Annotated in this window: 19 protein-coding genes; 6 read left to right on the top strand and 13 right to left on the bottom strand. The window is 53.5% G+C overall.

All coding sequences use genetic code 11. The features are described from left to right. The first annotated feature begins 24 nt into the window (after nt 1-24). The gene (locus MKY12_RS10355; RefSeq protein WP_339313683.1) at nt 25-1,821 is read left to right on the top strand and encodes a hypothetical protein; all 1,797 of its coding nucleotides are present in this window, start codon (nt 25-27) and stop codon (nt 1,819-1,821) included. 549 nt (nt 1,822-2,370) lie between these two features. Here the strand turns inward: MKY12_RS10355 and MKY12_RS10350 are convergent. The 3 genes from MKY12_RS10350 to MKY12_RS10340 all read right to left on the bottom strand — a co-directional run bounded on the left by MKY12_RS10350 (nt 2,371) and on the right by MKY12_RS10340 (nt 4,660). Further along, nucleotides 2,371-3,147 (bottom strand): alpha/beta hydrolase-fold protein, encoded by a 777-nt coding sequence (locus tag MKY12_RS10350; protein ID WP_339313682.1) that lies wholly within the window; start codon nt 3,145-3,147, stop codon nt 2,371-2,373. Nucleotides 3,148-3,311: 164 nt separating this feature from the next. After that, the gene (locus tag MKY12_RS10345) at nt 3,312-4,211 is read right to left on the bottom strand and encodes a GNAT family N-acetyltransferase (protein ID WP_339313680.1); all 900 of its coding nucleotides are present in this window, start codon (nt 4,209-4,211) and stop codon (nt 3,312-3,314) included. A gap of 305 nt (nt 4,212-4,516) precedes the next feature. Next, nucleotides 4,517-4,660 carry a hypothetical protein gene (locus MKY12_RS10340; protein ID WP_339313679.1) on the bottom strand — a complete coding sequence of 48 codons (144 nt, stop codon included), beginning with the start codon at nt 4,658-4,660 and terminating at the stop codon, nt 4,517-4,519. 78 nt (nt 4,661-4,738) lie between these two features. On the opposite strand from MKY12_RS10340, the gene MKY12_RS10335 reads away from it, so the two are divergent. From MKY12_RS10335 to MKY12_RS10325, 3 genes are all read left to right on the top strand, one after another. Then, nucleotides 4,739-5,053, top strand: a complete 315-nt coding sequence (locus MKY12_RS10335; protein ID WP_339310606.1) for a helix-turn-helix domain-containing protein — start codon at nt 4,739-4,741, stop codon at nt 5,051-5,053. A gap of 5 nt (nt 5,054-5,058) precedes the next feature. Beyond that, entirely contained in the window at nt 5,059-5,991 is a 933-nt protein-coding gene (locus MKY12_RS10330) for an IS3 family transposase (RefSeq protein WP_339310604.1), read from the top strand. Nucleotides 5,992-6,298: 307 nt separating this feature from the next. Further along, nucleotides 6,299-7,498 (top strand): IS256 family transposase, encoded by a 1,200-nt coding sequence (locus MKY12_RS10325; RefSeq protein ID WP_339313678.1) that lies wholly within the window; start codon nt 6,299-6,301, stop codon nt 7,496-7,498. Nucleotides 7,499-7,744: 246 nt separating this feature from the next. Here MKY12_RS10325 and MKY12_RS10320 read toward each other — a convergent pair whose 3' ends face one another. The 7 genes from MKY12_RS10320 to MKY12_RS10290 all read right to left on the bottom strand — a co-directional run bounded on the left by MKY12_RS10320 (nt 7,745) and on the right by MKY12_RS10290 (nt 18,961). Continuing rightward, the gene (locus tag MKY12_RS10320) at nt 7,745-9,769 is read right to left on the bottom strand and encodes a right-handed parallel beta-helix repeat-containing protein (protein WP_339313677.1); all 2,025 of its coding nucleotides are present in this window, start codon (nt 9,767-9,769) and stop codon (nt 7,745-7,747) included. Nucleotides 9,770-9,858: 89 nt separating this feature from the next. Then, entirely contained in the window at nt 9,859-10,800 is a 942-nt protein-coding gene (locus MKY12_RS10315) for a carbohydrate ABC transporter permease (RefSeq protein WP_339313675.1), read from the bottom strand. A 16-nt stretch (nt 10,801-10,816) separates the two neighbouring features. Further along, nucleotides 10,817-11,731: an ABC transporter permease subunit gene (locus MKY12_RS10310; protein WP_339314847.1), complete on the bottom strand. Its 915-nt coding sequence runs from the start codon at nt 11,729-11,731 to the stop codon at nt 10,817-10,819. A gap of 158 nt (nt 11,732-11,889) precedes the next feature. Continuing rightward, the gene (locus MKY12_RS10305) at nt 11,890-13,602 is read right to left on the bottom strand and encodes an ABC transporter substrate-binding protein (protein WP_209875808.1); all 1,713 of its coding nucleotides are present in this window, start codon (nt 13,600-13,602) and stop codon (nt 11,890-11,892) included. 102 nt (nt 13,603-13,704) lie between these two features. Continuing rightward, a complete protein-coding gene (locus tag MKY12_RS10300; RefSeq protein ID WP_339313673.1) occupies nt 13,705-15,447 on the bottom strand; it encodes a histidine kinase in 1,743 nt (580 codons plus the stop codon). Between the two features lie 19 nt (nt 15,448-15,466). Continuing rightward, nucleotides 15,467-17,068 (bottom strand): response regulator, encoded by a 1,602-nt coding sequence (locus MKY12_RS10295; protein WP_339313672.1) that lies wholly within the window; start codon nt 17,066-17,068, stop codon nt 15,467-15,469. A 78-nt stretch (nt 17,069-17,146) separates the two neighbouring features. Then, a complete protein-coding gene (locus tag MKY12_RS10290; RefSeq protein ID WP_339313671.1) occupies nt 17,147-18,961 on the bottom strand; it encodes a family 43 glycosylhydrolase in 1,815 nt (604 codons plus the stop codon). 171 nt (nt 18,962-19,132) lie between these two features. Between MKY12_RS10290 and MKY12_RS10285 the strand changes: the two genes are divergently transcribed. Then, nucleotides 19,133-19,918, top strand: coding sequence for an AraC family transcriptional regulator (locus MKY12_RS10285; protein WP_339313670.1), 786 nt, complete (start codon nt 19,133-19,135; stop codon nt 19,916-19,918). 743 nt (nt 19,919-20,661) lie between these two features. Here the strand turns inward: MKY12_RS10285 and MKY12_RS10280 are convergent. Beyond that, complete coding sequence (locus MKY12_RS10280) at nt 20,662-22,644, bottom strand: glycoside hydrolase family 31 protein (RefSeq protein WP_339313669.1); 1,983 nt, start codon at nt 22,642-22,644, stop codon at nt 20,662-20,664. Between the two features lie 125 nt (nt 22,645-22,769). Between MKY12_RS10280 and MKY12_RS10275 the strand changes: the two genes are divergently transcribed. After that, nucleotides 22,770-23,660, top strand: a complete 891-nt coding sequence (locus MKY12_RS10275) for an AraC family transcriptional regulator (RefSeq protein WP_339313668.1) — start codon at nt 22,770-22,772, stop codon at nt 23,658-23,660. Here MKY12_RS10275 and MKY12_RS10270 read toward each other — a convergent pair. Both MKY12_RS10270 and MKY12_RS10265 read right to left on the bottom strand, forming a co-directional pair. Continuing rightward, nucleotides 23,657-25,168 (bottom strand): glycoside hydrolase 43 family protein, encoded by a 1,512-nt coding sequence (locus MKY12_RS10270; RefSeq protein WP_339313667.1) that lies wholly within the window; start codon nt 25,166-25,168, stop codon nt 23,657-23,659. The two genes, MKY12_RS10275 and MKY12_RS10270, sit on opposite strands and share 4 nt — an antisense overlap. A gap of 18 nt (nt 25,169-25,186) precedes the next feature. Next, nucleotides 25,187-26,620 carry a glycoside hydrolase family 43 protein gene (locus MKY12_RS10265; RefSeq protein ID WP_339313666.1) on the bottom strand — a complete coding sequence of 478 codons (1,434 nt, stop codon included), beginning with the start codon at nt 26,618-26,620 and terminating at the stop codon, nt 25,187-25,189. Nucleotides 26,621-26,622 lie beyond the last annotated feature (2 nt).

Here is a 26,622-nt window from a genome sequence, read left to right as displayed (position 1 = left end):
CATTAATCATTCGGGGGGCTACACATGAAAACACACATTAAGCTGGGCAGAAAGTCCGCGCTGTTACTAGGGACGACCATCCTGCTGGTAACAACGGCGTTAAGTGGTTGCAGCGGTAATTCCAACAATGGAGGAACTGCTGCGGGGACGGCCGAACCCGGAACACCTACTGAGTCATCCGATCCGGGCGCAAGCACAGGCATTGATCACAGCAAACCTCTAACCATTACGGTATTCGACAACGCAGCTAACTATCAAGGCGAGCAGACGGGATGGTACGGCAAGCTGCTGAAAGACAAATTCAATATCACGCTGAACATTCTGGCTCCGCAGGTAGCGGGCGACCAGCTGTACAAGACCCGCTCGGCATCCGGCGACCTCGGCGACCTCCTGATTATTGAGAACAGCCAGCTCGAGGAACTGATTCCGGCAGGCATGATTATGGATCTAACCGACATGATTAAGAACACGGAGCATCTGTCCCAATATGTAGACAATCACTTCAAGCCGTTCAATGTGGCCTTCGAGAAGCAGAATCCTGACGGTAAAATCTATGCCCTCCCGGCCTTCACCGCCGATACTTCGCCAACGACTTTCTCAGAAGAGCTGCCTTACTCCAGCCCGATTATGCCTTGGGATTATTACAAGGGAATCGGCGCGCCGAAGCTGAATAATCTGAACGACCTGATGACCGCCCTGAAGGACATGCAGGCTAAATATCCGAAGACTCCGGATGGCAAGCCGATTGTTCCGATCACGCTGTGGAAGGACTGGGACGGCGGCAGCATGGAGAATGTCCGGTGGCTGAGCAACTGGTATGGCTATGAGCAGCCGAACGGCACGACAACGATTCAATTGAATGCCAAGGGCGATATCGTTCCGATCGTGGACGACAACAGTATGTACAAGAAGATTCTGCAGTTCTATTATGACGCTAACAAAATGGGTCTCGTCGACCCGGATTCCCCTTCCCAGGACTGGAACAAGGTATCTGAGAAGCTGACCAACAAGCAGGTGCTGCTCCTGTGGTACTCCTGGCAGAGAGGGTTCTACAACACGATTGAACGCGGCAACCAGGGCGACGGCAACGTAGCCGTTCCGATCGGCGATACCCACCTGATCCAGAACAGTGATGCTTATTTCGGGAACGGCAGAGTGTTCGCTATCGGCTCCAAGGCGAAAGAGCCGGAAAGAATTATGGAACTGATGGACTGGATGTCTTCACCGGAAGGTCTGCGTTACTATACCAACGGCTTCGAAGGCTTCAACTATGAGAAGACACCGGACGGCAAATTCAAGCTGACCGAAGTCGGCCAGACGGCATTCCAGGAAAACACCCCGGTCCCTGCCGAATACGGCGGCGGCGGTTACCAGGACGGCCAGAGTAAAGTCAACTCAATGATTATGAGTGATTTCGTGACCGACCCGGAAACCAAAGAATTCTACAACAGCACCTACTGGGCATCAACCATTGAAGCCAACAAGACTGCGCTGACTACAGACTGGCAGAAGACCTATGATGCTACTACTCCGACCGAGTACTATACGAAGAACAACATGATCGACATTGTGCCGAATATCAATACCAGTCTTGGCTCCGATTCTTCTGACGTCAAGAACAAACGCAGCCAGATCTCGGATTATGTCAAGAACACCTCCTGGAAAATGATCTTCGCCAAGGACCAGGCCGAATTCGACCAGCTCTGGACCAAGCTGAAGAGCGATGTCGAAGGGCTCGGCTGGAACGATGTGTTCGCCGTAGACAAGGAAAGAGCAGAGAAAATCGTTAAAATGCGCGCTGATGCGGTTGCCAATAAGTAAGCAAATGAGCGTTACTGCGTAAGCTGTAAAAGTAAAAGAAGAGGCAGCCCCGGAGCCATGGAAATGGCTTGGGGCTGCCTCTCTTGCGCTTAAGTATGTAGAGCAACTTCTCCGGCTAATGAAACCCCTCGTCGGCAATCTGCCTACTCACATCCAACCAATCAAGCCCACTCATTGGCAAGCAGATGGAAAAAGGTATCTTAATTTAGCTGATTCCGGCGTTTACAGATAAGCAAGTGGAAAAACAGCATCTAATATTGTTTTTTTACCCACTTTGGTTGAATTGTGATGGATTAAGTGTTGTTTGTCCAACTACTGTTCCCGGAAGGCAGATTTGTTCACCAGCAAGTGTAGAAAATCCAACTATTTCCTCATAACGTGCTCATGGTCGCGTGCAGTGCAGTCTTGTGCAATTGGCGGACGATAGGTGATTGATTAGTAAGTGATTAGTGAGTGATTAGTTGGCGATCGGCGGACGTTGGGTGGGTGACTAATAGGCGATTGACGGAGCGGCATACGAGACGCCCATTTCGAACGCCCCCTAACCATTTAGAAAATAAGCTGAGCGAACTGATACAGCCCGTTCTTCCAGACCGGCCAGTCATGGTCGCCCTGCTCTTCTACCCAGATATGCGGTACGTTATGCTCTGAGAAATAAGCATGGGTGCGGTCGCTGACATACTTGAGGCTGTCGAGGTCTCCGCAGGATAACCAGAGCAGGTTAAGCGCGTCCGCTACCTTCTGCGGGTCGGGTACCAGCAGCTCAGGCTCCTTCGTGTTAGGTGCCGCAGAGAAGGCTCCCACCCAGGCGAATCGGTCCAGGTTATTCAGACCCATGTTGAGCGATTGCCCTCCGCCCATGGACAACCCGGCCAGCGCACGGTGCTCCCGGTCCGTCAGCACAGAATAATTCGCTTCAATATAAGGGATCAGATCGTTCAGCAGATCAGACTCAAAGGTTGCAAAGGCTTCCAACTTGTCAGGAGCGAAGATGTCACCCTCCGCCCGGTCATTCAACATCGCCCGCCCGTTCGGCAATACAACAATCATGGGCTTCAGCTTGTGATCAGCATAAAGGTTGTCCAGAATAATCTGTGGCGTGCCGTGAGTGTACCATTCGTCTTCATCTCCGCCAATGCCGTGCAGCAGATACAAGACACTATATTTCTCTGTGCTAGAGTATCCAGGCGGCGTATAGACTCTGGCCTTCCGGGTGTTGCCTACTGTGGCAGAGTGGTATTCGATCATTGTGATCTTACCACGCTCGATCCATTCTCTCTCCTGATCATATCCCGCTGCTTGTGTTGTATACTTCTGATGGTTCATGTCCAATGCTGCTCATTCCTCTCTTGGATTATATGTACTCCTCTACACTTAGTTTATTCAATAAACTAAGTGTAGAATCCTGCTGAGGAACCTGTTGCAGAAAAAAATATATGTAGGATAGAAGGTCTTCTGCTTTTTCCTACATTGGACAGTCCCGATTGTATTTAATCTTCGTATACATACGAATGCATCGTAGTAATCTCCACCGGCTGCAGGGATTGATATAGAGCATTAGCCTCAGCAGAAAAACCCGTTATATAAGCAGTTGTCACACCTTGCTCCTTCAGCCGCAAGAAGCAGGCAGTAACAACCGCCTTGCCGAATCCGCGTTGCCGGTAATCGGGGTGGGTCCCAATGGTCTCTATGACCGCAATCCCGTTATCCTGATCCACGAACCCGAAACAGAAGGCAATATGCCGGCCCTTATCATCAACCACAGAGAAATCAAGCTCCGCAAGATAGGACGGCAGAGTTTTTCTCCAATACTCTACCTTGACTGGGCCGGAATCAGATGGAGAGAAGATCTGTTCAATCAACTCGCCCTTCGATTCTTCGTCTGCCCCTTCCGCCATGCACCGGATGTAGAAGCCTTCTTCCAGGTTCAAAGTGTACTCAGTATGCACAAGATCGTATCTTCTTGTATTCCCAATATGGGAATCCTGCACAAAACCATGGTCTAATAATGCCTGAACCTCCAGACCGTAGGGATAGCAATCGGTGTTGAGCTTCTTTTTCTCCTTGCCCCATACATTCCGGGTCCATGCGACCATCTCGTCCGCCAGATGCGGATAATCCGGATGAACGATTAAACTGAAGAAACCGCCTCCAGATTCGGAAATGAACAGGCCTGTGATCTCACCTGCTTCATTCTTCCATAGGTGTGCATTATACTCCATGAAATTAGGGTCTGCACTTTTGGGCGCTTCGTACCGGTTCCAGAACTCGAATCTGACAAATTCCCAGGTTTGAAGCTGCCCTGTCAAGGTAAGCGTTTTGCTAAGAAAGGCATGAACGTTGATGAAATTCTCCGGGGTGTCTATGTACTTTTCATTGAACGCCGTCATCTTCGCATCTCCATTCTTTCGACTCTAATCATTCACGCTTCTTCTATTATACGTAGGGCCACTTTTCCTTTATAGGCAGAGATCTGTTAGGATCATTTATTGCATTGCTCTGTATAGAACAAATTCACCCTGCGGGTGAAGGATGCTTTGTGCCTCATTGTATACTGTGACTTAGGCCGCATTGCTGCATTTCTTGCAGGATTTCTCTAAAAGGGTACGGGCTGCGGAGATGGGGCCCATCCCTCAGCGCAGCGGCACCGATTGTGTTCGGTTTTCCGCATACATTTGGCTTACGTGGCGCACCCTCACACCCTCGACGCACCGATTGTGGTCGGTTTTTCGACCATATTCCGCCCACGCACCCCCGCCGTGCCCAATGTGGTCGGTTTTTCGCCTACATTGGGCTCGCGCACCCTCGGCGTGCCCAATGTGGTCAGTTTTTCGACCATATTCTCCACAGCCCCCTAAAGAAGTTGGAGTCCTCCCCCACAAAAATGTAGACTAGATATAGGAGGAGGATGAACGGTATGGGACACTTAACAGGAACAAGAGAGAAGGCAGCGCAAGAGGTGTTGTCTGGCATTAAGGCAGCGGTGGTTGCCCGCAAGTATGGGGTGACCCCATCGACGGTGAATCAGTGGGTGAGGGACTACCGAGAGACCCATGGGGAACAAGATCATCCGTATCCCCAGGAGCAGGTGGAGGAACTGAAGCGCCTCCTGGACGTGGAGCAGAAATACGAGAAGGCCGTCAAGATCCTCGGCGAAAAGGAGTTAGAGATCGAGATTCTGCGTGAACTGCTAAAAAAGCCAACCCCTGCTTATCCGAAAAAATCGAGGTAGCCGACATGTTCATTAAGCAGGGGAATACCGCAGCGTTGGTACTACGTCTCGTGGGGCTAGCAGAGTCTACGTATTACGACCGTAAGAAACGCAAGAAGCAGGATGCACAGGCCGTACCCCAGGGGCGCGGAAGACCCGTACCCGGCTATTCCCTGACCGAGTCTGGAGAGAAGATTAGCGACGAGGAAATCCAGGAATGGCTGCTGGAATTAATTGCTGGAGAGGAGCACGTGTACGGGTACAAACTGCTGGCCAAGTGCTTGTGGAACCAGCACGGGCTGAGGCTCAATCACAAGAAAAGCTACCGGCTGTGTCAGGCGCTGGATATCCTGCAGCCGCAGCGTCACAAGCGTTTTAAGCACCCTCGGAAGCTGCCGGAGAACCGGGTCATTACAGGGGCGGGCCAGCTCTGGCAGATGGACATTAAGTACGGTTACGTGGCGGGCCGCGATAGGCATTTCTTTGTCCTTAGCATTATCGATGTGTTTACCCGTGTCATCGTCGGCTACCACCGCGGATCGTCGTGTGAGGCCAAGCACGCCTGCCAGACGCTGGGACGCGCCATGGAGCAACACTGCGCCCCTGACAGCGCACGCCCGGTGATCCGCACCGACAACGGCCCACAGTTCGTCAGCCATCTGTTTGGCGACATGTGTGAAAGCTGGGAAATGACCCATGAACGCATTCCGCCTCGAACGCCGGATTTAAATGCTTTTATTGAATCGTTCCACAGTAATATCGATCGGGATTTATTCCGCAAAGAAGCCTTCGACACGTTCGAAGAGGCCTATGAAGCCGTGGACCGGTACATGGACTTCTACAACAATCGCAGAATGCATACAAGCCTTCGGAACATGCCGCCAGCTACCTTTGCGGAATGGGTCTTGACCCTAGAAGACCGCTCCCGCTTCTTCTGGCCGAGAGAAAAAGCGAAATAAAGAGCATATCTACGACAAGTACCGATTTTATACGGAGGACTCCGGGATAAGGGGGTCGCACCGTATTCCGCCCACGCGCCCACGCCGTGCCCAATGTGTTCGGTTTTTCGACCATATTCCACGCACGCACCCACGCCGTGCCCAATGTGGTCGGTTTTTCGACCATATTCCGCCCACGCACCCACGCCGTGAGTCGAGTCCATATAATTGTGTAAAATGGCTGTTGGTAAACATTAATAAAAGCCATGTTGAGGGTTCTCTCTTAGAATGAGGTTGTCGAGACAACATTCATAGGAGGAACAACAACATGACTCAGTTTCAGATTACACTAAATACAGAGCTTTTACACCAGTTGTTTATTGGAGATTCCAGAGATGCGGGTATAGCCGCTTTATTGGAAACCGTCCTGAATCAAGTGCTTAAAGCGCAGTCCGTCGAACAAGTAGGGGCGGAGAAGTACGAACGTAACGAAGATCGTACCACCCTTCGCAATGGGTATTATGAGCGTGGCCTGACGACAAGAGTAGGGAAGTTAACGCTTCACGTGCCTCGTCATCGAGACGGGAGTTTCTCGACGGAGTTGTTCGCCAGATATCAAAGAAGCGAACAAGCGCTGTTGTTATCCTTAATGGAGATGGTAATTCAGGGCGTCTCCACTCGCAAAGTCGCGAACATTACGGAGGAACTATGCGGAACGGAATTTTCAAAGTCCACCGTAAGTGAGCTTTGTAAATCCTTGGATCCGCTCGTTCAGGCCTGGAACAACCGTCCGCTCATCAAGGCGTATCCCTTTGTCCTCGTCGACGCGATATACGTCAAAGTGCGTGAGGATGGTAGAGTGCGCTCCAGAGGCGTCCTGGTCGCTACCGGAGTCAACATGGAGGGAAAGCGAGAGATTCTTGGCTTTGCGATTGGAGATACGGAGTCAGAGGCTACGTGGGGCGCGTTCTTTACGCAATTGAAGGACAGGGGGCTTAGCGACGTCGACATCGTCACGAGCGACCAGCATAGCGGACTTGTGAACGCAGTGAGGCAGCAGTTCCAAGGGGTGACTTGGCAACGGTGCCAGACCCACTTCATGCGCAATATTTGGGATGCCGCTCCGAAGGCGTTACGTGATGAGTTGAAGAAGTATGTACGACGCATTTTTGACGCCGCGGATATGCCTACCGCTCGGACGTTGCTAAAACAAACGTATGAACGTTTTCAAGACACCGCGGCCAAAGCTATGCAGATTCTTGAAGAAGGCTTCGATGATGCTACAGCGGTGCTGGAGCTGCCGGAGGCGTGCCGAGTAAGAACGCGGACAACCAACATGGTCGAGCGTTTAAATCGCGAAATACGGCGTAGGGAGAATGTAATTGGTATTTTTCCCAATCGTGACTCCGTCATCCGACTGTTGGGATCGGTGCTCATGGAAGTAGATGAAGGCTGGGGAGATGAAAAACGATTTATAGACATGCGGGCATACGCGGCATGGAAAAAAGAAAAAGGTAGCCGAACGTAACCTATCCGGCTGACCTCATCTAAAGAGAATTTACACATAAATTTGGACTTGACCACGCCGTGCCCAATGTGGTCGGTTTTTCGACCATATTCCGCCCACGCGCCCACGCCGTGCCCAATGTGGTCGGTTTTTCGACCATATTCCGCCCACGCATCCTCAACGCACCGATAGTGTTCGGTTTATCGCCTACCTTTCTAAAGGAACACAAAAGCCTGTCCTCACGGACAGGCTTTCAACTATTCTAACTTACAGCACAATCTTCACCGGACTATTATCGGATAATTCAAACGGTCCAGGTGTCACATTCGAGTCCGGGCGCTGCTTACCGAAGAAGTCGCGGTCGAACCGGTACGCCGAGCCGTCCGGCTCCTCGTAACGCATCTCAGCGTGATAGCTTCGGCCCAGCAGATTCGTGGTGACCACGGTCGGCGCGGCAGCACGCAGCAGCTCAGGGTTCACAATATGCACCTGCACCTTGCCGGAAGCCGGATCAACCTCGATCTCAAGACCCTTGTCGGCATAGACCTTCGCGTTCGGCTCATGCGCACCCGGCACCGCATCTTTCAGATACAGATTACCTTGAATGGCTACAGGAAGGGCCATCTGTTCAGGATGGAACGGCTTGCCGGAATCGATCATCGCCTTGATCTCTTCCTTGGTCAATTCCCACCACTGCTTATGCAGCGCATTCGGGTGCTCGTCATAGCCGCCCAGTCCAACTGGATGCAGATAACAGCGGGAATTATCAGGGATACCGTCCATCACCCGTTCACCGTTATCATTAAGCTGCTCTCTCGGGGTAAGCGGCAGATGCTCGAAGAAGGTCATCGGCACTACCTCATTGCCCGTATCCTCATCACGCAGGAAGATATTGTTATAATAGCGGTCATCCCCGCCCGCGATATTGCTGTAGCCCGCAACCGCTGTCTCATGCGGCATATGGTACGGTGTATATCGGGTAAGCTCGGGGCGCACCACGAATCTTCCGGCGAACAGGTTATGGACGAACGCGCCGCCCTGGGCCATATTGCGGAAGTTCATCGGCGACAGGAACAGGTTGTGATCCACCATATAAGGACCGTGGCACACCTCCATGAAGAAATCCTCGGACAGGTTGTCGTAGAACACATTCCGGCTGATCCGGGTGCCCTGTGCCTGCCAGTCCAGCCATAACGCCCGGTAGGAGCTGTAGATGACATTTTCGCAAATCTGGGTATCCAGTGAAGCATGGAGCTTGATTCCGCCTACCTCTGCCCCGTGGAAAATCCGTTTATGATGAATATTATAAATACGGTTCTGGACAATCTGGCTGAAGGCCCCGCCCAAATGGCCGACAACTCCGGCCTGCTCACAATCATGAATTACATTATTGCGGACGATATGACTTCCAATGTTGTCCTTATGCCAATCCTGGCGGAGTGCGCGAAAAATAACCTCCTGCTCCCGCTGCGTCCCGCCCTTCATCCGGCCATTTGACCACTCGTTATGCCCGGTTGAGATTTCTTTGCCCAGGCTCACCCCTGTGCATTTGGACTCGCAGATGTGGTTGTCCTCAATGATCCAGCCTTTGCTCCAGTGGGGGCCGATCAGCCCTTCCTGCAACGCCGTCGGCGGTGCCCATTGGGGAGAAGCCTGGCGGAGCGTGAAGCCCTTGACGGTTATATAACCCCGTCCAGTCTGCTCCGGCCAGAAGCAATAAGGGCGAACGCTGATCTCCACATTCTCCCGGCGCGGGTCCTTGCCCCCGAAGCTCGCCCAGATCCTGGTGGAAGCCGCGCCTACTTCTGCATACCACTGGAGCAGAGAGTCCGCCGGGTACTTGGCCTGCGGCCATACCTGAGGATCGCGCAGCTTGGTAACGCTGTCACATTCATACAACGATTTGCCGTCCAGGTAGACCTCCCCCAGATGCGGTTCAAACGCCCCTTCGAACAGCCAGTCGCCATACAATTTCTCCGCAAAAGGATTGCGCACAGCAAACAGGCTGTTCGGCACCTCTGTACTCCAGACACCATCCCCTTCATCCTGCCAGTCTGCCACGGGCTCAGCACCTGTGATGATGACCTCCCCATCCCCGGCAGCCTGATAGACAATCCGCTGTTCCTCTGTTCCTCCGTTAGCCGGGCTCACCCATTCCCTGTATGTACCCGCCTGAACGGTAACCGTATCTCCAGGCTCCGCCAGCGCCGCAGCGCGGGAGATGGAGCGAAAGGGCCACTGCGCTGTACCGGAAGCCTGATCGCTCCCTCGCAATGCAACATGATATTCCATATGAGCATCCTCCTCTTTCTTGTATGTCATATGGACATTTTAAATGAAAATACTTTATTTTGCTATAACCATGTATACAATTAGACAACCTAACCTTTGACCCCGCCGACCATCATGCCTTTGACAAAATACTTCTGCAGGAACGGATACACCATAATAATCGGCACGGACGCTACTATCGTCATCGTTGCCCGCACGGACATCGGAGTGACCGCATTCTGCTGGCCTCCCGTTGCCCCCTGAATCATCCCGTCGAGCGATGAGGTGCCGGTGGTGGTATTGGAGTTCTGCAGAATTTTCTGCAGCTCATATTGCAGGGTACTCAGCTTCTCATCCGAGGAATTGTAGAGGAACACATCAAACCACGAATTCCACTGGAACACCCCTGAGAACAGCGCCACCGTGGCAAGGACAGGCACTGTTAGCGGCAGGATGAGGCTGAAGAAGGTCCGGTAATCCCCCGCCCCGTCAATCTTGGCCGATTCAATAATGCTCTCCGGCAGATTTTCAATGAAGGAACGGATAATAATCAGGTTGAACACCCCGATGATCCCCGGAAGAATGTAGACCCAGAAGCTGCCGACCAGTCCCATATCCCGTATCAGCAGGTAATTGGGAATCAGGCCGCCGTTGAAGTACATCGTCATGATAAAAGCTACGGTGATGAATTTGCGCAGCACATAATCCTGTCTGCTAAGCGTGTAGGCCAGCATGGCCGAGCAGAAGACAGTGACGACCGTTCCGATCACGGTGCGCAGCACTGAGATGAAGGTCGCATGAAAAATCGTGGCCTCTCTCAGAATATAACTGTAATTCGCAAGCGTCCATTCTCTCGGCAGCAGGTAGATCCCGCCTTTGATAGAGTCTTGCGCGTTGTTAAGCGACACTGCAAGGACATTCACGAACGGATACAGGGTAACAATCATTAGTGCGATCATGAAGCAGTAGTTACAAATGACAAACAAGCGGTCGCCGGTGGAAGAGCTTATGGGGGGCTTGCGTTTTTTCTTATGGACAGCTGCGGTTTCCATGCCTGCGCCTCCTTTATTAATACAGTCTGGCTTCGCCCATGCGCTTCGCCGCATTATTCGCCATGAACAACAGGATGAAGCTGACGACCGTCTTGAACATTCCCGCTGCGATGGACAGGGAGAAATTACTCTGGGCAATTCCGTATTTCAGTACGAATATATCAATGTTCTCGGAATAATCCACATTCATGCCGTTGCCCAGCAGGTACTGCGGCTCGAATCCCGATTCCAGCAGATAGCCGATATTCATAATGAACAGGACAATCACAACAGACTTGATGCCCGGAAGCGTGACATAGATCATTTTCTTGAACCGGTTCGCGCCGTCGATCTCCGCTGCTTCATACTGTGTGGGATCAATCGTCGTCATAGCGGCCAGGTAGACGATGGTGTTCCAGCCGATATCCTTCCAGACAGAGCTGGCTCCGAAGATGGTCCAGAAGTATTCCGGGATACCCAGGAACAGGATTTCATTGCCGCGGTCAAGGAAGCCCAGACCCACCAGCAGCTGGTTAATCGTACCATCCGGGGACAGCGTCGTCTGAATGATGCTCGCCGCCACGACCCAGGAGATAAAATGCGGCAAATAACTGACAGTCTGCACTACACGCTTGAAAGCAATATTGCGTATTTCATTAAGCAGCAACGCAAGGGTGATCGCGGTGACGAAGCCGAAGAACAGGTTAATCGAGCTCATCGCCAACGTATTGCGGAGCACCCGGAGGAAGCGGTCATCCCCGAACAGAAATTTGAAATGCTCGAAGCCAATCCAGGTCTGCTCCATGAACTTCCTGGCCGGCTTATAATCCTGGAAGGCAATGCTCCAGCCCCACAGCGGCAAGTATTTGAATACAAACAGCCAGATTAGAAAAGGGACTGACATCACTGCCAAGGCCCGCTGCTGGCCCAGCTTTTTGAAGAACAGCCTCATCCGGCCCGGCTCCTTATCCGCCGCCGGCCGGGATAACGCGGGTACCGTATTTTTATCCATCCGTATCTCTCTCCTTCAGCGCACCGGGGTGTCTAAGCGGCAAGCAGGAAAGACCAGCATCTCGGTACAGCCCTGGTCTTTCCCGCCGATTCCGGCGGCTATTGGTTCGCCAGTTCGACCTTCGCTTTGACTTGCTCAGTGGTCCATTTCTCATAACCCGCAGTATCGAGCTTGCCGAATTCCTTCATGTATTCCTCCCAGACTGCTTCGAACTTATCGGGAGTCGTCAGCACCAGCTTTGGGAAATATTTCTTCGTCATTTCATCCTTGCTGGCTTCCCAGAGCTGTTCCGGGGAATTCTGCTCCTTCGCGAAGCCCCACGCCGGGAAGTATGGACGCGGAACCGGTTCAGCGAACAGCTGGCTGTAGGTCTGTACGCCGTATTTTTCTAAGATCGCCTTATCCTTGTCGGTCAGCGTCATCTGAAAGACCTCCGGCTGGCTGGCAACATTCTTGGCATTTCCGTCAGCCAGAGTAGAAGTGGCATTATACATCGGCCAGTTCCAGCTGAAGTACTTGAAGCCGAAGCTCTCTCTGAACGGCTCGTCAATCTTGTCGATCTGCTCCTGCGTACGGTAGTAGCGGCCCTGTTCATTCACTTCATACGTCTCGCCCTTGATTCCCCAGGACATCAGGGTCTGGTTCTCTTCGGTCAGCATGTTGTCGAAGAACTGGATGATGCGGACCGGGTCTTTGGCACTGACGGTAATCCCGATTCCACGGTTTGTTACCAGACCCCCAGGCGGATCAAGATAAGCATCCGGCGTGCCTTCCTCGAAGGTTACCGGCAGCGGGAAATACTTGAAGCCGTCCAGGGAAGGATCTTTACGGGCGGCGTCCTTCAGCACATTCAGCGCATTATCCACCTGCCAGCGGTAGTCGAAGAAGCCGAGCACCTTGTGGGAGGTTAATTTGGCAATGTACTGGTCATAGTTATCGACGAAGGAGGCTTTATCGAACAGACCGGCAGCATTGAGGTCATTCAGCGCCTTCAGCCACTTTTTGGTGGACTCGGCACCGGCATAGGTCTTGGCTTCCCAGGTGTTCGTATCCACTGTAACGTTACCGTCATTCGGATAGCCCATCAGATGCATCGGCGGGTTGGAGGTGGCGAAGAATCTCCAGTCATGCGTAAGAGAGACCATCCCCGTCAGATTCTCATCCTTATGCTTGTCGCGGTAATTCTTAATCAGCTCTATATATTGATCCAGCGTCTTGATCTTCGGATAACCCGCTTCCTCCAGCACACGGCGCTGAACCCAGAACCCCGCACCGGCTTCCGGCTCAGGAATGAAATCGTTCACCTGGGCGGCAATCGGCAGGAAATAGATTTTACCGTCCTTGGAGCGCATCTGATTCAGCGATTTGCCGTAGACACGCTGGATGTTCGGCCCGTACTTCTCAATCAGCTCGTCGAGCGGGATGAATGCACCGGCATTCAGCACTTCCTCTATAGCGGCATCGGGAATCAGCACATCCGGGTAATCGTTGGCGGCAATCATGGTTCCGATCTTAGTATTGAGGTCACCCACCACGAATTCCAGCTTGAAATTGACACCGGTCTGATCCTCCAGCAGCTTGCCGATGGTCGTCTCATTGGTATTTCCGTCCTTCGAGCCGGCCACCCCGTTGAAGATTTTGAATGTTACCTTATCCTGCTTGGGTTCGGTCTCTGTGGTAGCGGCAGCGCTTGTCGGCTCCGTCGTCCCCGTATTCTTCTTGGCATTATTAGGCCCCGAGCAAGCCGTCACCACGGATAATGAGACGACTGCCGTCAGAGCGAGAAGCCATATTCTCTTGCTTTTACCCATTGCCTGTACTCCCCCTTGTATATTCATGGTTTAGTGCTTCTTTAGTATAAAAGCGTTTTCATTCTTCCGTTACCCGTGAAATTATGGCTTCTCCTTTGAAAACTATGGATTAACTGGAATTCTCAGCTCAATCTGTGTCCCTTCCCCCGGTCTGCTGTCCACCTGGAAGATTGCGCGCCTGCCATACAGCATCGTTACTCTGTAGATAACATTCTGTATTCCGATACGCTCGCCGATAATTCCTTCCATGTCGAGGTATCCGTACAGAGTGTCAACCTGCTCACTGCTCATGCCAATCCCGTTGTCCGCCACTTGAAAGACCACCTCATCCCCCTCCACGCTGATGCGGATCTTAATGCTTCCGCCTTTTTTGAGCGGCTCGATGCCATGAATACTGGCGTTCTCCACGAAGGGCAGGAACACCATTTTGGGGACAACGCAGGCGTAGGCCTCAGGCTGCACATCGATATGATAGCTCAGCTTATCCTCGAACCGGTATTTCTGGATATCCAGAAAACAAAGAATGAAGCCCAGCTCCTCCTCCACGCTCACCCACTCCTTATTCCAGGTCAGCGAGCTGCGCAGGATCATCGCCATGCTCTGGATGATTTTGGCCGTCTCGTTCTCCTGCTTCAGCAGGCTCCGCATCCGAATCGTCTCCAGCGCATTGAACAGGAAGTGCGGGTTAATCTGGCTCTGCAGAGCATTCAGCTGCGCCTTCCGCCGCTCCAGCTCCAGCGACTTCTTCTGAATCTCTGTAAGATACACATCGTTAATCAGAGCCTTAATCTGCATAATCATACTGTTGAACTCCAGGGTCAGCTGGCCGATCTCATCGCGCGATTCCCCGTGCATGATCATCTGGAACTGCTGCGTCTTCACCTTTTTCATATGCTTCAGGATCTCAATAATCCGGAGGTTGATCGAACGGGTAATGATCAGAATAATAACGGTGGGGACAATCATCATCAGGCAGGCCGACCAGAGGATGAAATAACGGGATTTCAGCACCTCCTTGATGATCTCCTTCTCATTCACTGTGCCGACAATCCGCCAGCCGGACAGATAGCTGATACTGCCGTATTCCTTCTCGAAATCAATGAGTTGCTCCTGCTTCAGGGAGGCATACCGCTGCCGGTCCTTCCCCTGCCAGTCTATGGCCCGGTTCGTCGTATATTCAATCCGGCCCTCCGGCCCCAGCAGATACACATCCCCCTGCACGTTCAGATTGGCGAAGACCTCCATCAGATCAATCGTCTTAAAATCAATCTTCACCAGCTTCTCCTTGACCATGCGGTCCGCGAAATAATCCATCCGCCGCAGCAGCGAGAACGACTGGAACCGGCCGCCTGCATCCTGGGTGCGGACGAACATCGGCTGGGAAGAGGCCTCCTGCATCCACTCTTTATACCAGACACTCTCCCGGACCTCCGCAGACAGAATCCCGATATTCCCAGAATTCAGCAGCGTGGGGTTATCCACATAGATGGTCTTGTTTTGCAGCGAGGAAGAGAACGGGGAATAGTTGTTCAGGGTGGACCTGAGATAGAGGTCGTAAGCCTCGACATAGTCTTCGGTCTGTGTGAAGTTACGGTCCAGCACCTCATTGGTCTTGTAATCCGCATAGAAAAAAGAGGACAAGCCCACGGCCTGATCCACCATCAGCCGGAACTCATTCTTAATCTGTTCCACCGCCAGATCGATGTCCTTGATCCGCTGCGCCTTCACATTTCCGGTAATCGTGTTGTAGAAGATCACATTCGTGAGAATAATCGGAGCGATGACCCCGAGGAAATAGACGAGGAACATTTTATTCCTGAGCCGGATATTATTCAGCAGCTTCATGCAGCGCCCCCTCCTGGCATTAACGGTTGCCCGTCCGGTTTCTATATTCTGTAGGCGTTCTCTGCTCCAGCTTCTCGAACTGGGTGACGAAATAATCGGCATTCTTGAATCCGACCTGCTCGGCGATTTCATAGATCCGCAGATCGGTCTGCCGCAGCAGCTTCTTGGCCTCGGTGATACGCAGCTGGAGCAGATAGTCATTGAAGTACATGCCGTAATTCTTCTTGAACACCTGGCCAAGATAGGCTGAGTTCATAAAGAACTGGCCTGCGATCTGCTTGAGGTTCAGGTTCTCATGGAAGTTCCGGTCCACATAGCACTTGATCCGGTACAGCCCGCTGCTGCCGTAGCTCTGGTACAGCTCTTGAATCCGCTCCGCCGCTTCCAGCGCAAAGGCTTCGAACAAGGACCTCAGCTCCGCAAGGGTGATGTTATGATCCGGCCAGTTCATCATCGGGACAAGGCTCGCCAGCTGCTTCTCATCCCCCTCCATGCTCCGTATAGTATGCAGCACACTATGGACGCATTGAATGGCTACGGCCTTCATCGCTTCCCGGGAGACCAGCTTCTCCTGAAATTCTGCGAACAGCTTACCGATCCCGCCCATGATCTCCGTGTGCTTACCCTCCTCAATCGCTTCAATCAGCGCCTGAAACACCCTACTACTGGTATGGATGTAGTTCAGGGACAGACCGGCAATATCAGAGGACAGCAGAATCGGCTGGGCAGGCCGGACATATTTGTACTCCACAGTCTGCTTGGCCGAGGTATACGAATGCTTCAGCTCCTGAAGCGTGCTCACCGGCCTGCCCGCATACGCTTGAACCTGCAAGGGATAACGCTGATAGAGCTTGCTCAGACAATGCTCCAGGAAGCTGCGCAGCTCCCCTTCATGGTTCGCCAGATAATGTTCCGGCACAATGAAGCCGAAGAACCTCCGGTGCTCATAGATTATAGGCGTCTCTGCTGTGAACTGCTGCACCGCCTGCCGGATCGCATCCTTCAGCTCCGCCTTCCCGGGCATGGACTGCCCGCTCCAGGGGAACACATTGTTCACCTCCAGCAGCACATAGGTGAACTGGCGGGACCCCGCCTCTATCCACTGCTGCTCCCAGGCGTCAAGCACTTGATCCGCCGCTTCCCCCCGGATCAGCGCCTCCACCCGCTTCACTCCCTCATGAATGCTCAGCCGGTCCTGGAGCTGCTTGCGCGCAGTGAATAAATCGCGGAACTTATGAAGCGCTTTCACAATTTCGTGCTCATTAATCGGCTTCAACACATAGTCCAGCACGCCATACCGGACCGCCTGCTGGGCATACCGGAAATCGTTATATCCGCTGATAATGATAAATTCCGTTCCAAGCTGCTCCGCGGTCACAGCCTCAATCAGCCCGATGCCATCCAGGACCGGCATGCGGATATCGGTGATTACGAGCTGCGGCCGCTTGGCCCGGATCAGCTCCAGCGCATCTTCCCCGTTGTCCGCCTCATCCACTATCCGGAATCCGCTGCCCTCCCAGTCAATCATTCCGATCAGGCCCTTGCGGACAAACAGCTCATCATCGACAATAATGATCCCGTACACTTCAGCATCCACTCCTCCGGTAAGATCGTGAAACAAAGGGAATCCCCGGCCTAAGTAAACGGTCAAGGATTCCCCGATGATAAGGAATATTATAGAGTTAGGCGGGCCCGTAGTCTAGCCTACGATGACTTCCATGGATACCTGCTTCAGGCCCGGATTCAGGTCCTTCTCCTCGGTAAGATCCAGAACTGGAGCACCATCAATGTCAAAATGCACACGGCGCAGGCCGGAGCTGCGCGGTCCCTCGATTCCCGGTCTGGCGTGGTAGGCGTTCCAGATGACCCCGTCCTCGTCCGTCACATAGGAATTATGACCCGGCCCGTATTCTCCCGGCACGCTTCTGGAGGTCAGCAGCGGATAATTGCCCTTAGTCCAGCTCTTAATATCCAGCAAATCCGCCCCCTTGTCTGCGGTGAGCAGACCGACCACATAAGTAGCATCCACCGCTGCACTGGCAAAAGTCACGTACAGCTTCTCATCAGTGTACAGAGCGAACGGACCTTCATCCACGAACGTATGGTTATTGGCCCAGCCGTAATCGGGCCGGGTCAACAGCACCGGATCACTCGTCAGCCTCCACGGCTCCTGCGGGTCAATCGTGGCGATATAGACCCAGGCTCCAAAATCCACCGGCAGGAATTGGCGCTCCGACCATGCCGCATAGAGCTTACCATTCCAGCGGATGACCGTCATATCCAGAGAGATCGTCTTGCCTGCTTCGCACAGATAGCTGCCGTCCTTCTTCACTACCCGGCGGGGCCTGGACCAGTCCGCAGCATTCATGGGATTTCCGCCGGGGCTCAGCTTCATCACATGCGACTCTTCGTGGAAGAATTCCCCTGGCGTTGCGGCATGGAAAATATACAGCTCGTCTTCAATGATATGGAGTTCCGGTGCCCACAGCAGGCCGCCAATCTCTTCATACGTGGAGGAATCGAGGATCAGGGCTTCCTCGGCAGTCACCAGCCCGGGAATCGTATCGGCTTCTCTCATATACAACGTATGTTCCTTATCCGCATCATTAGTCGCAATGAAATAATATTTCCCCCTCCACTCTGCAATGCAAGGGTCTGCACGGTTAAGTGCAACCGGGAATGGAAAGTGATCCTGATGGATCTTCCCGGAGATGCTATAGGTTCCGGCCTTGTCCCAGTTGATGGCATCCGTGTTCCAATGGACTTTTTTGGCAGCCTGCGTTCCATCACTATATAGGGCCGTTGCCCGGACCCCCTTCACATCCTCCACCGATGCCGCATTCACACGGTCCGGTACTACGACAGCAATGTTCTCCGGTACCGTAAGCTTACAGAAGAGTCTGCGGGCTATCTCAGGGGAGACAGCGATCCTATTACGCGGCTGGATTCCTTCGATATCAATCTGCACTGCTTCCAGCGTGAACGGCTCCGCCTCCACCGGTGCTGAGACATTCGTAAGGCTCATGATGTCGGCAGTGAAATTCTCGTAGCCCTGACCCTGCCCGTCTATCCATTGGATCAGGTAACCGTTCCGCTCCGGGTCGTAGGTACAGGAGACATCGCTTACATGAGTGTCTGCCTTAAGCTCCAGCAGTCCAATCTCGCTGTATTGCAGCAGATCGGGAGAGGAGAACAGCAATACCTTGCCCTTGCTTTGTTCATCTGCTTCCCCGTCAGCCTCAGTGCGCACGGCGAGGACGCCGAAATTCCCGTCTGCCAGGTAGAAGAGATACGGCTGCTTCAGGCTTTTGGCCCGGAGCGTCCCGTCCTCATTCTCCGTCGCCTTGGCGAACAGGACACCCGAGTTATGATTCAATGCCTGATACTGGCTCCCGTCGGTCTTGTAAGCCAGGTGCATACTATAAGCCAGCTTCGATGCATACACGATATCCTCCTGCGGCAGTCTTGTATAGCAAAGGATATCTTTCCGATCTTCGTTTTGTTGTGGTATCATGAATTCATAACCTTCCTTCATATTGATAATTACTAATAATAATAATCACGCACTGTTCGGTTAACCTTAGAATTCACTCTTATATCCACTATAAATTATAGAGATTCACCGAAATTCTAACAATGATATTTACTGACCATTAATTGATCTATCCGCAGAAAGGAGAAGCCCATGCCCACAATTCATTACGTGGAATACGATGCCGCACATCCGGCCAATTTCGTCTACAGTATCCCCGAAGGACTGGACGCCTGGCTTCTTGTCCTGACCCAGACCCCGGCGGTGTTTGAAGTGGATGGTGAATTGAAGGAATTTCCCGCTCACTCTGTCGCTTTGTATCCTCCAGGGCGCAACATCTATTACCGCGCCTGCTCCCGGAGGTATGTCAACGACTGGGTGCGTTTCGATGCGGATGAATCGTATATCACCGAAAGCGTCCTGCCGCTGGGCAGCCCGTTCTCCCTGCCCGATCCCGGGTATTGCCATCAGCTGTTCCAGCTGCTGACGCTGGAGAACTCGTTCCAGAACGATTACCGGGAGCTGTCCATTGACTACCTGTTCCGTCTCTTGTTCAACAAGCTGTCCGAAGCGTCCCAGGACAAGCTGACGCCGCAGTATTATAATCTGCTGGAGCTGCGCAAGACGCTATACAGCAATCCGGGCCACCCTTGGACTGTATCCTCGATGGCCGGGTATCTGCACATCAGCACCGGCTACCTCCAGACCATCTACAAATCCGCCTTCGGCATCTCCTGCATGGAGGATGTCATCCAATGCCGGATTCGGCTGGCCAAGGAGAAGCTGGGCTTCGGCCAGCATAAAATCGCCGAGATCGCCGCCCTCTGCGGCTACGCCAATGTCGAGCATTTCTGCCGCCAGTTCCGCCAACTGACCGGCTTCTCCCCCCGCGCCTACCGGGAGCGTCTGGCTTCCAAGCAACCGCTTAAATTGAACTAATGGTTTTATGTTTTGGGATTACCGTGACTCCAGAGAAGTTTTGGACTTCCGGCCGCTGTTGTATTTGAATTTCCTGAATAAAACCGCTCTTAGCGGTAGAAATCCAAATACAAAGGCGGTCGCTACCGCTCCTCCAGTTCCAAAATTCCCCTCCGCCACTTTTCCCTTAACTTAAGTTTTTAGTTCAATCTATATAGTTGGAAAAAAGTATCTTAATTGTGATCATTCGCAGCATCTGAAGGAAATAGTTGGATAAACGTCATTTAAATTCAAGGATTCCCTCCACTTTGAATGTTCCGCTTCAGATTAAGTGCTGTTTTTCCATCTGCTCTCTGGCTAGCGCTCCTCCGTTCCTTAACACGTGGATAATTTCCAACTAATCCTAGTTAGAGGCATGGCAAAACCCTTGCCAAGGCTGTTTCTAGCTTGTATACCCCCCAATAATGCTTTACTTTTCGCTATCTACCTTCGCCCACGCCCAATGTGTTCGGTTTTTCGATTACATTCCGCTCTCACGCCCCACGCCGCCCATTGTATTCGGTTTTTCGCATACATTTGGCCCACACGCACTCGCGCTGCCCAATGTGTTCGGTTTTCCGCATACATTCGGCCCACATAGCAGAGCAGCGACCCTCCATTATCAGGAGAATCGCTGCTCTACTTAGCTTGTACAGTTGTGAGCAAGGCAGAGTGAGTATAGCCTTAATCAATGGCCCTACTCTTCTTGCCTTATATTTTCCGCCTTACTCCTCCGCCCCGCCAAGCAGCGGCAGCACGGCACCGTCCCGCACAAACAGCGGAATCTGCGTAAGCGGCGCATCGACCATAATAGCCTGTCCGCCAGCATAGGCAGTGCCGGTATAGACATGAGTCCACTCTGAGCCGGACGGCAGGTACACCTTACGCGCCCGTTCACCCTCGCCCAGCACCGGGGCGACCAGCAGATCAGGACCGAACATATACTGGTCTTCGATATCCCAGGCCGCCGGGTCCTGAGGGAAATCATAGAACAATGGACGCATAGGCGGCGTGCCCTTCTCATGTGCCGCCTGCATCAGCCCGCGGATATACGGCTTCAGCCGCTCCCGCATCTGCATGAACTCCTTGAAGATGACATACGCCTCATCCCCGTAGCTCCACACTTCATTATCCGAGCCGCTTCCGCATACGCCCCCGCCCCGCGTTCCGGTAGGCTGAACAAAAGGTGAACGGTCCCCGTGCAGCCTGAATACCGGAGAGAACGCGCCATACTGGAACCAGCGGACCATCAGCTCCCGGAAGGAGGCGTCTGCCGGATTACCGCCGTGGAAGCCTCCGATGTCGGTGGTCCACCATGGAATCCCGGCCATGGCCATATTCAGTCCGGCCCGCACCTGAATGCTGAGCACCTTGAAGCTGGAATGAATGTCTCCAGACCATACAAGCGCCCCGTAGCGCTGGCTGCCCGCCCAGGCGGTACGGACCAGATTGATGATATTCTCCTGGCCTTCAGCCGCCATGCCGTCATAGAAGGTCTGGCTGTATTTCATCGGATAGATATTGCCGATCTGCTTGCTGGAGCCGATATGATAACGGTAGATATCATGGTCATAGACCGTCAGCTCCGGCTCTGCCTCATCGAGCCAGAAGACCTTGATCCCTTTGTCATAATAATTCTGCTTAATCAGTCCCCACAGGAATTTGCGGGCCTCGGGATTCGTCGCATCGAAGATCGCATTCTGGCCGAGGAACTGGAATTGTGTCCGCACCCCGCGGTCCGAGCGCAACAGGTACCCTTTTTCCAGCATCTCCTTATAATTCTCACTCTCCGTCTGGACCGTCGGCCAGACCGAGACCATCAGCTCAATGCCCAGCTCCTGCAGCTCCTGCACCATCGCCTCAGGATCAGGCCAATATTCCGGGTCGAACCGCCAATCGCCCTGATTCGTCCAATGGAAGAAATCAATAACGATGACGTCAATCGGCAGCCCCCGCCGTTTATGCTCCCTTGCCACCTCCAGCAATTCCTCCTGCGTACGGTAGCGGAGCTTGCATTGCCAGAACCCCATGCCATACTCCGGCATCATCGGCACGGTTCCCGTAGCCTTGGCATATGCCTCCTCGATCTCGGCAGGCGAGTCACCGGCGGTGATCCAATAATCCAGCTGCTTGGTGGACGGGGCTGTCCATTCGGTCACATTCAGGCTGAAATGCGCCTGTCCGATCGCCGGATTATGCCACAGGAACCCGTAACCGGCGCTGGACAGCACGAACGGAATGCTAATCTGGCTGTTGCGGTGGGTCAGCTCCAGCGAGCAGCCCTTCAGGTTCAGGAAAGATTGCTGATACTGCCCCATGCCATACAGCTTCTCTAGCGGGTCCGCCTCCAGCCGGAGCTTCACGGAGAAGTCACTGCTGCCGGGGATGGCGCTTAGCTCTCTGCCCCCGTATTTTAACTGATAGGTATCCTCCGTCTCGTTAAGAAGCAGCTTGCCATGCTGGTTGTAGAAGAAGATCTGTCCCTTATCTGTTATTTCCGCCCGGATATTCCCGTTCACAATCGTCGCACGTTCTGGGGTAATTGATATATGACTCAGCGTCTGCACAGCAGGCAGAAGTGCCCACTGCTCATCGGTAATCTCCGCATACGAAGCCCGGATACGCAGCGAATGCTCTCCCCAAGGCTCTATCCAGACTCTCTCATGGTCATATTCTCTGATTAGTCTGCCATTCTCTTCACGAAACATAGCGCGATCCCTCCAACAGTTCTATAATAAGGTTGCAACCACATTATAAAGAGTGCAAAGCCGCTATACTATACATAAAAGTACGCATCTATCATACGATATTACGATTGTGTGGAGGGAATAAGATGAGTGGAGCGTTCGAGGACAAGCCGTATCCATGGAAAAAAGAGCACACGGAAATTCCCGAGGGCCTGTTTCCCATCAATGTATTTCATATCTGCTTTCCGGACCGCAGTATTATTCCGCCTCACTGGCATGACCATCTTGAATGGATTCTCGTGACCAAGGGCCGCTTCCGCGTCCAGGTCGGCCCCCACTCCAGAGAGCTGGTGCAGGGTGAACTTGCCTTCGTCAGCCGTCCGCAGATTCATGCGGCCTACCCGACAGAGGATGGCAGTGAGCTGTATGCGGTTGTCTACAACGAAGCGCTGCTGAACGGTATACGGGACCTGACTGAGCTTCAGCATATCCGGCCGCTCCTCTCCGGTGAGATCCGGCTGCCCGCCTTCTATGGGGTGGACCAGCCGGTTACCCGCCAGATCAGAGGATGCATTGAACAGATTATTTACAGCTACCAGAGCAAGAGCCCCGGGTATGAATTATGTATCAAAGGCGGCCTGTTCTCTTCCCTGGGTCTAGCTTATCCCCTGGCAGAGTTCACAGCACCGCCTTCCAAAAGAGACCGGCAGGAGACGGGCATCCAGCCCCTGCTGATTCACCTTAGCAACCATTTCCATGAACCGCTGACTGTGGAGGAGGCCGCACGGATCTGCTGTGTGACCCCCAACTACTTTTGCCATCTGTTCAAAAAGAATACCGGTAAGACCTTAATCGAATATGTGAACATGCTGCGGGTGCATGAGGCCAGCCGCCTGCTCCAGCTTCGCCGGCATTCGATTCAGGAGGTGGCCTTCCGGGTCGGATTCACGGGCCTGACGTATTTCGGAAGAATATTCAAACAGCATACATCGATGACACCCACCGAATATGCATCCCATTTCCAGACCCGGGCTTAATCCTCTCTGTGATAACGGAAATAATCGAAATCGGCATAGCCGCCGGTCTGCCGGGTCGCATAATTGAACAAGCCGATCCGGTAGCCCATGAAATGATCCAGCGAATATTCCATATGCAGCGTCTGCCCGATGGAACGCCAGACCTCCCCGCCTTCTGAGTAGAAGAACCGGGCCTCGTCCACACCATCCTTGAAGTTGAAATCAATCCTGAGGGAGATACGCTCACCCGTGAATGGGATACTCTCCAGCACTTCAACGCCATCGTCACCCTGGATACACATATCCACGGTGAACTGTCCCTGCTCTCCGGCGGTTACCTCAACCGTGCCGTACCCGGACTGGAGAGCAACCATGCCGGCCCGGTCCCCTTCGTTCATGCCGCCCAGATACAGCAGCGTCTCGGCACTGCACGCCGGACCCTCCGTCCGCTGGGTCAGCGTATTGCGCGCCGTTACGACACTTTCAGCTGTCCGGCCTGTATGCAGCCGCAGACAGCCCGGCCGCTCGGTAACCGACCATAGCCCGTTATCGGGATTATGGTTCCATTGCCACTGAAGCGCCAGCCGGTTCTCCGTATACTCGAACTCATCGCTGATTACAAGTGGCTTCGCCTCCCCGGCGGGAAGCTTCGTATCGAAGGCCAGCGGAGCCTTGCCGCCATCCCCGATCACCGGCCAGTCGTTCTCCCAGCTCACGGGGAATACGCAGGGAACGCGTCCAACCGCCCCGTGATCCTGGAACAGCACAGCATACCAGTCGCCGTCCTCAGTATCGACCAGCCCGCCTTGCGCTAGACCTCGATTCTCGTAGCCCAGGTTGTCGTCCAGAATAACCCTGCGCTCATACGGACCCAGCAGCTCCCGGGACCGGTAGCACAGCTGGCGTCTGCGCATGTTGCCCTCTGCAGGCCATTCGATGAAGAACAGGTAATAATACCCGCCCCGCTTATGGGCATGACAGCCTTCCATCCGCAGCATAATGCCCTGCCGCTCGCCTTCCAGCAGCAGTTGCTCCGTTCCGAAGCGCATCCAACCTGTAAGGTTCTCATTCAGCTCCCGGATGCGGATGTCCCCGTTCCCGTAGATTACATAGTTGCGCCCGTCATCATCCAGCAGCAGCGCCGGGTCATGGTGCAGGTCCGGGATGACCGAACGCTCCCACGGTCCGTGCTCAATATCACGGGTCTGGTAGATATAGAACCGGTCCGTGTCATTGGAGGAGAAGCATACGTAATAGATTCCGTTCTTGCACCGCAGCGAGGCAGCCCAGGAACCGCCGCCGTAAATGCCTTCGCCGTCCTCCAGCCGGAAGGCCGGAGTGTCCTCGAAGGTATCAAAGACGTAACTGACAATCTCCCAGTCCTTCAGATTCACCGATTTCATAATCGGGCAGCCCGGCATAGAGTGCATGCTGGTGCTGACCATATAGAACACAGGGCCGACCCGGATGACATCCACATCCGGGACATCTGCCCATATCACTGGATTGGTAATTCTGGCTGTATTCAATGTTCTGCCCCCTTGAAGTTAGTGTCCTTGCGCAGTGAACTGCCAAGCGGCCAGCTTGAACAGGCTCTTATTGCTCTCTCCTGTGAACACCAGATAGAGGTTGTGAACTCCCTCTGCTCCCTGGACCTCTGTCTTCAATTCTACCCATTCCTGCGAGCCGTCCGCCGCCGGAACCGTCAGTCTGCCGATAACCGGACCCGCAAGCTCATCCAAATGCAGCTCCAGCACGCCGCCCGCTTCCAGGCTCAGGACCGAGACTTGGAACGACTCAGCTCCGCTGCCGAAGTCTACCCCGGAAAGTCCGATCCAGCCGCCCTGCTCCACATCCGTGACCGCCTGAACTCCGCCCTCGGCCAGGTATTCTGTCTTCACCCCTGCGCTCCAGCCCATCGTTGCCGCCGGAATCCGTTCATACGGGTTCAACGCTGCAAGCTGCTGCACACCTTCGTAATCCGCATGAATCTCGGGAATGGACCCGTCCTCATGATGAGTCAGGCGGTTAAGATGGGTGGAGCGGTAGCCGTTCGCAATCCCTTGGGCCTTGGACAAGGTCTGGGCGTGATAAGCTATATACCAGCTGTCATGGAACTGGAAGACCGCATGATGGTTATTCCCGGATACGCCGAAGAAATGTCCCGGATTCTTCAGGATCGTCCCCTGATAAGTCCATGGACCCATTGGGCTGCTGCTCGTCATATACGCGATTTCTCCCGCAGGAGGGCTGCCTTCCGGCCGCTGCCCATCATAAAAGTTCGAGCAGTAGGTATAATAGTAGACTCCGTTCCACTTATGGATTCCGGCATCCTCGAACATGAACGGGGCCGGAATCACTGCAGCTGTACCCGCCACACTGGTCATGTCCTCACCCAGCGGCATTACCCGTGCTGTGCCCGGCTCGGCGAACTGGCCTTCCGGGACACCGCCTCCGAAGTAGATATACCCCTTGCCGTCGTCGTCCAACAGCACTGCCGGGTCGAACAGCCAGGTCACATCCTCTACCCCAGGCGTGGAGCGCAAAATCAGCGCCTCCCCGATCGGGTCCACCCATGGACCCACCGGACTGTCACTCGACAGAACGCCGATGCCGCTGGCATTATTGGCGAAGTAGAGGAAGAACTTGTCCTTACCGTCAATTACGGTATGAAGTGCTGCCGGTGCCCAGGACTGGGTTGCCCATTTCGCTGCACCCTCCGGTCCGGCTACAGCTATCGGACCATGATCGGTCCAGTTCACCAGGTCAGCGGACGAGATTACGGTAATCGTATTAATGCTGCTGTAGGAGTTCTCCTTCACCACACCGTTCTCATCATACTCCAGCGCATCATTGGTCATGTACAGATAGACTCTGTCCCCGAATACCAGGGCATAAGGATCGGCTCCGTATCTGTGTGCCACCAGCGGATTGCCATTTGGCTGTACCTTGCCGGCAGCCTGCTTCAATTGAGTTGTCATTG

This window comes from Paenibacillus sp. FSL M7-0896 (assembly GCF_037975415.1).
Lineage (GTDB): Bacteria > Bacillota > Bacilli > Paenibacillales > Paenibacillaceae > Paenibacillus_AQ > Paenibacillus_AQ silagei.
Note: the sequence above shows the minus strand (reverse complement) of the source record. Positions and strands in the feature narration are given on the sequence as shown.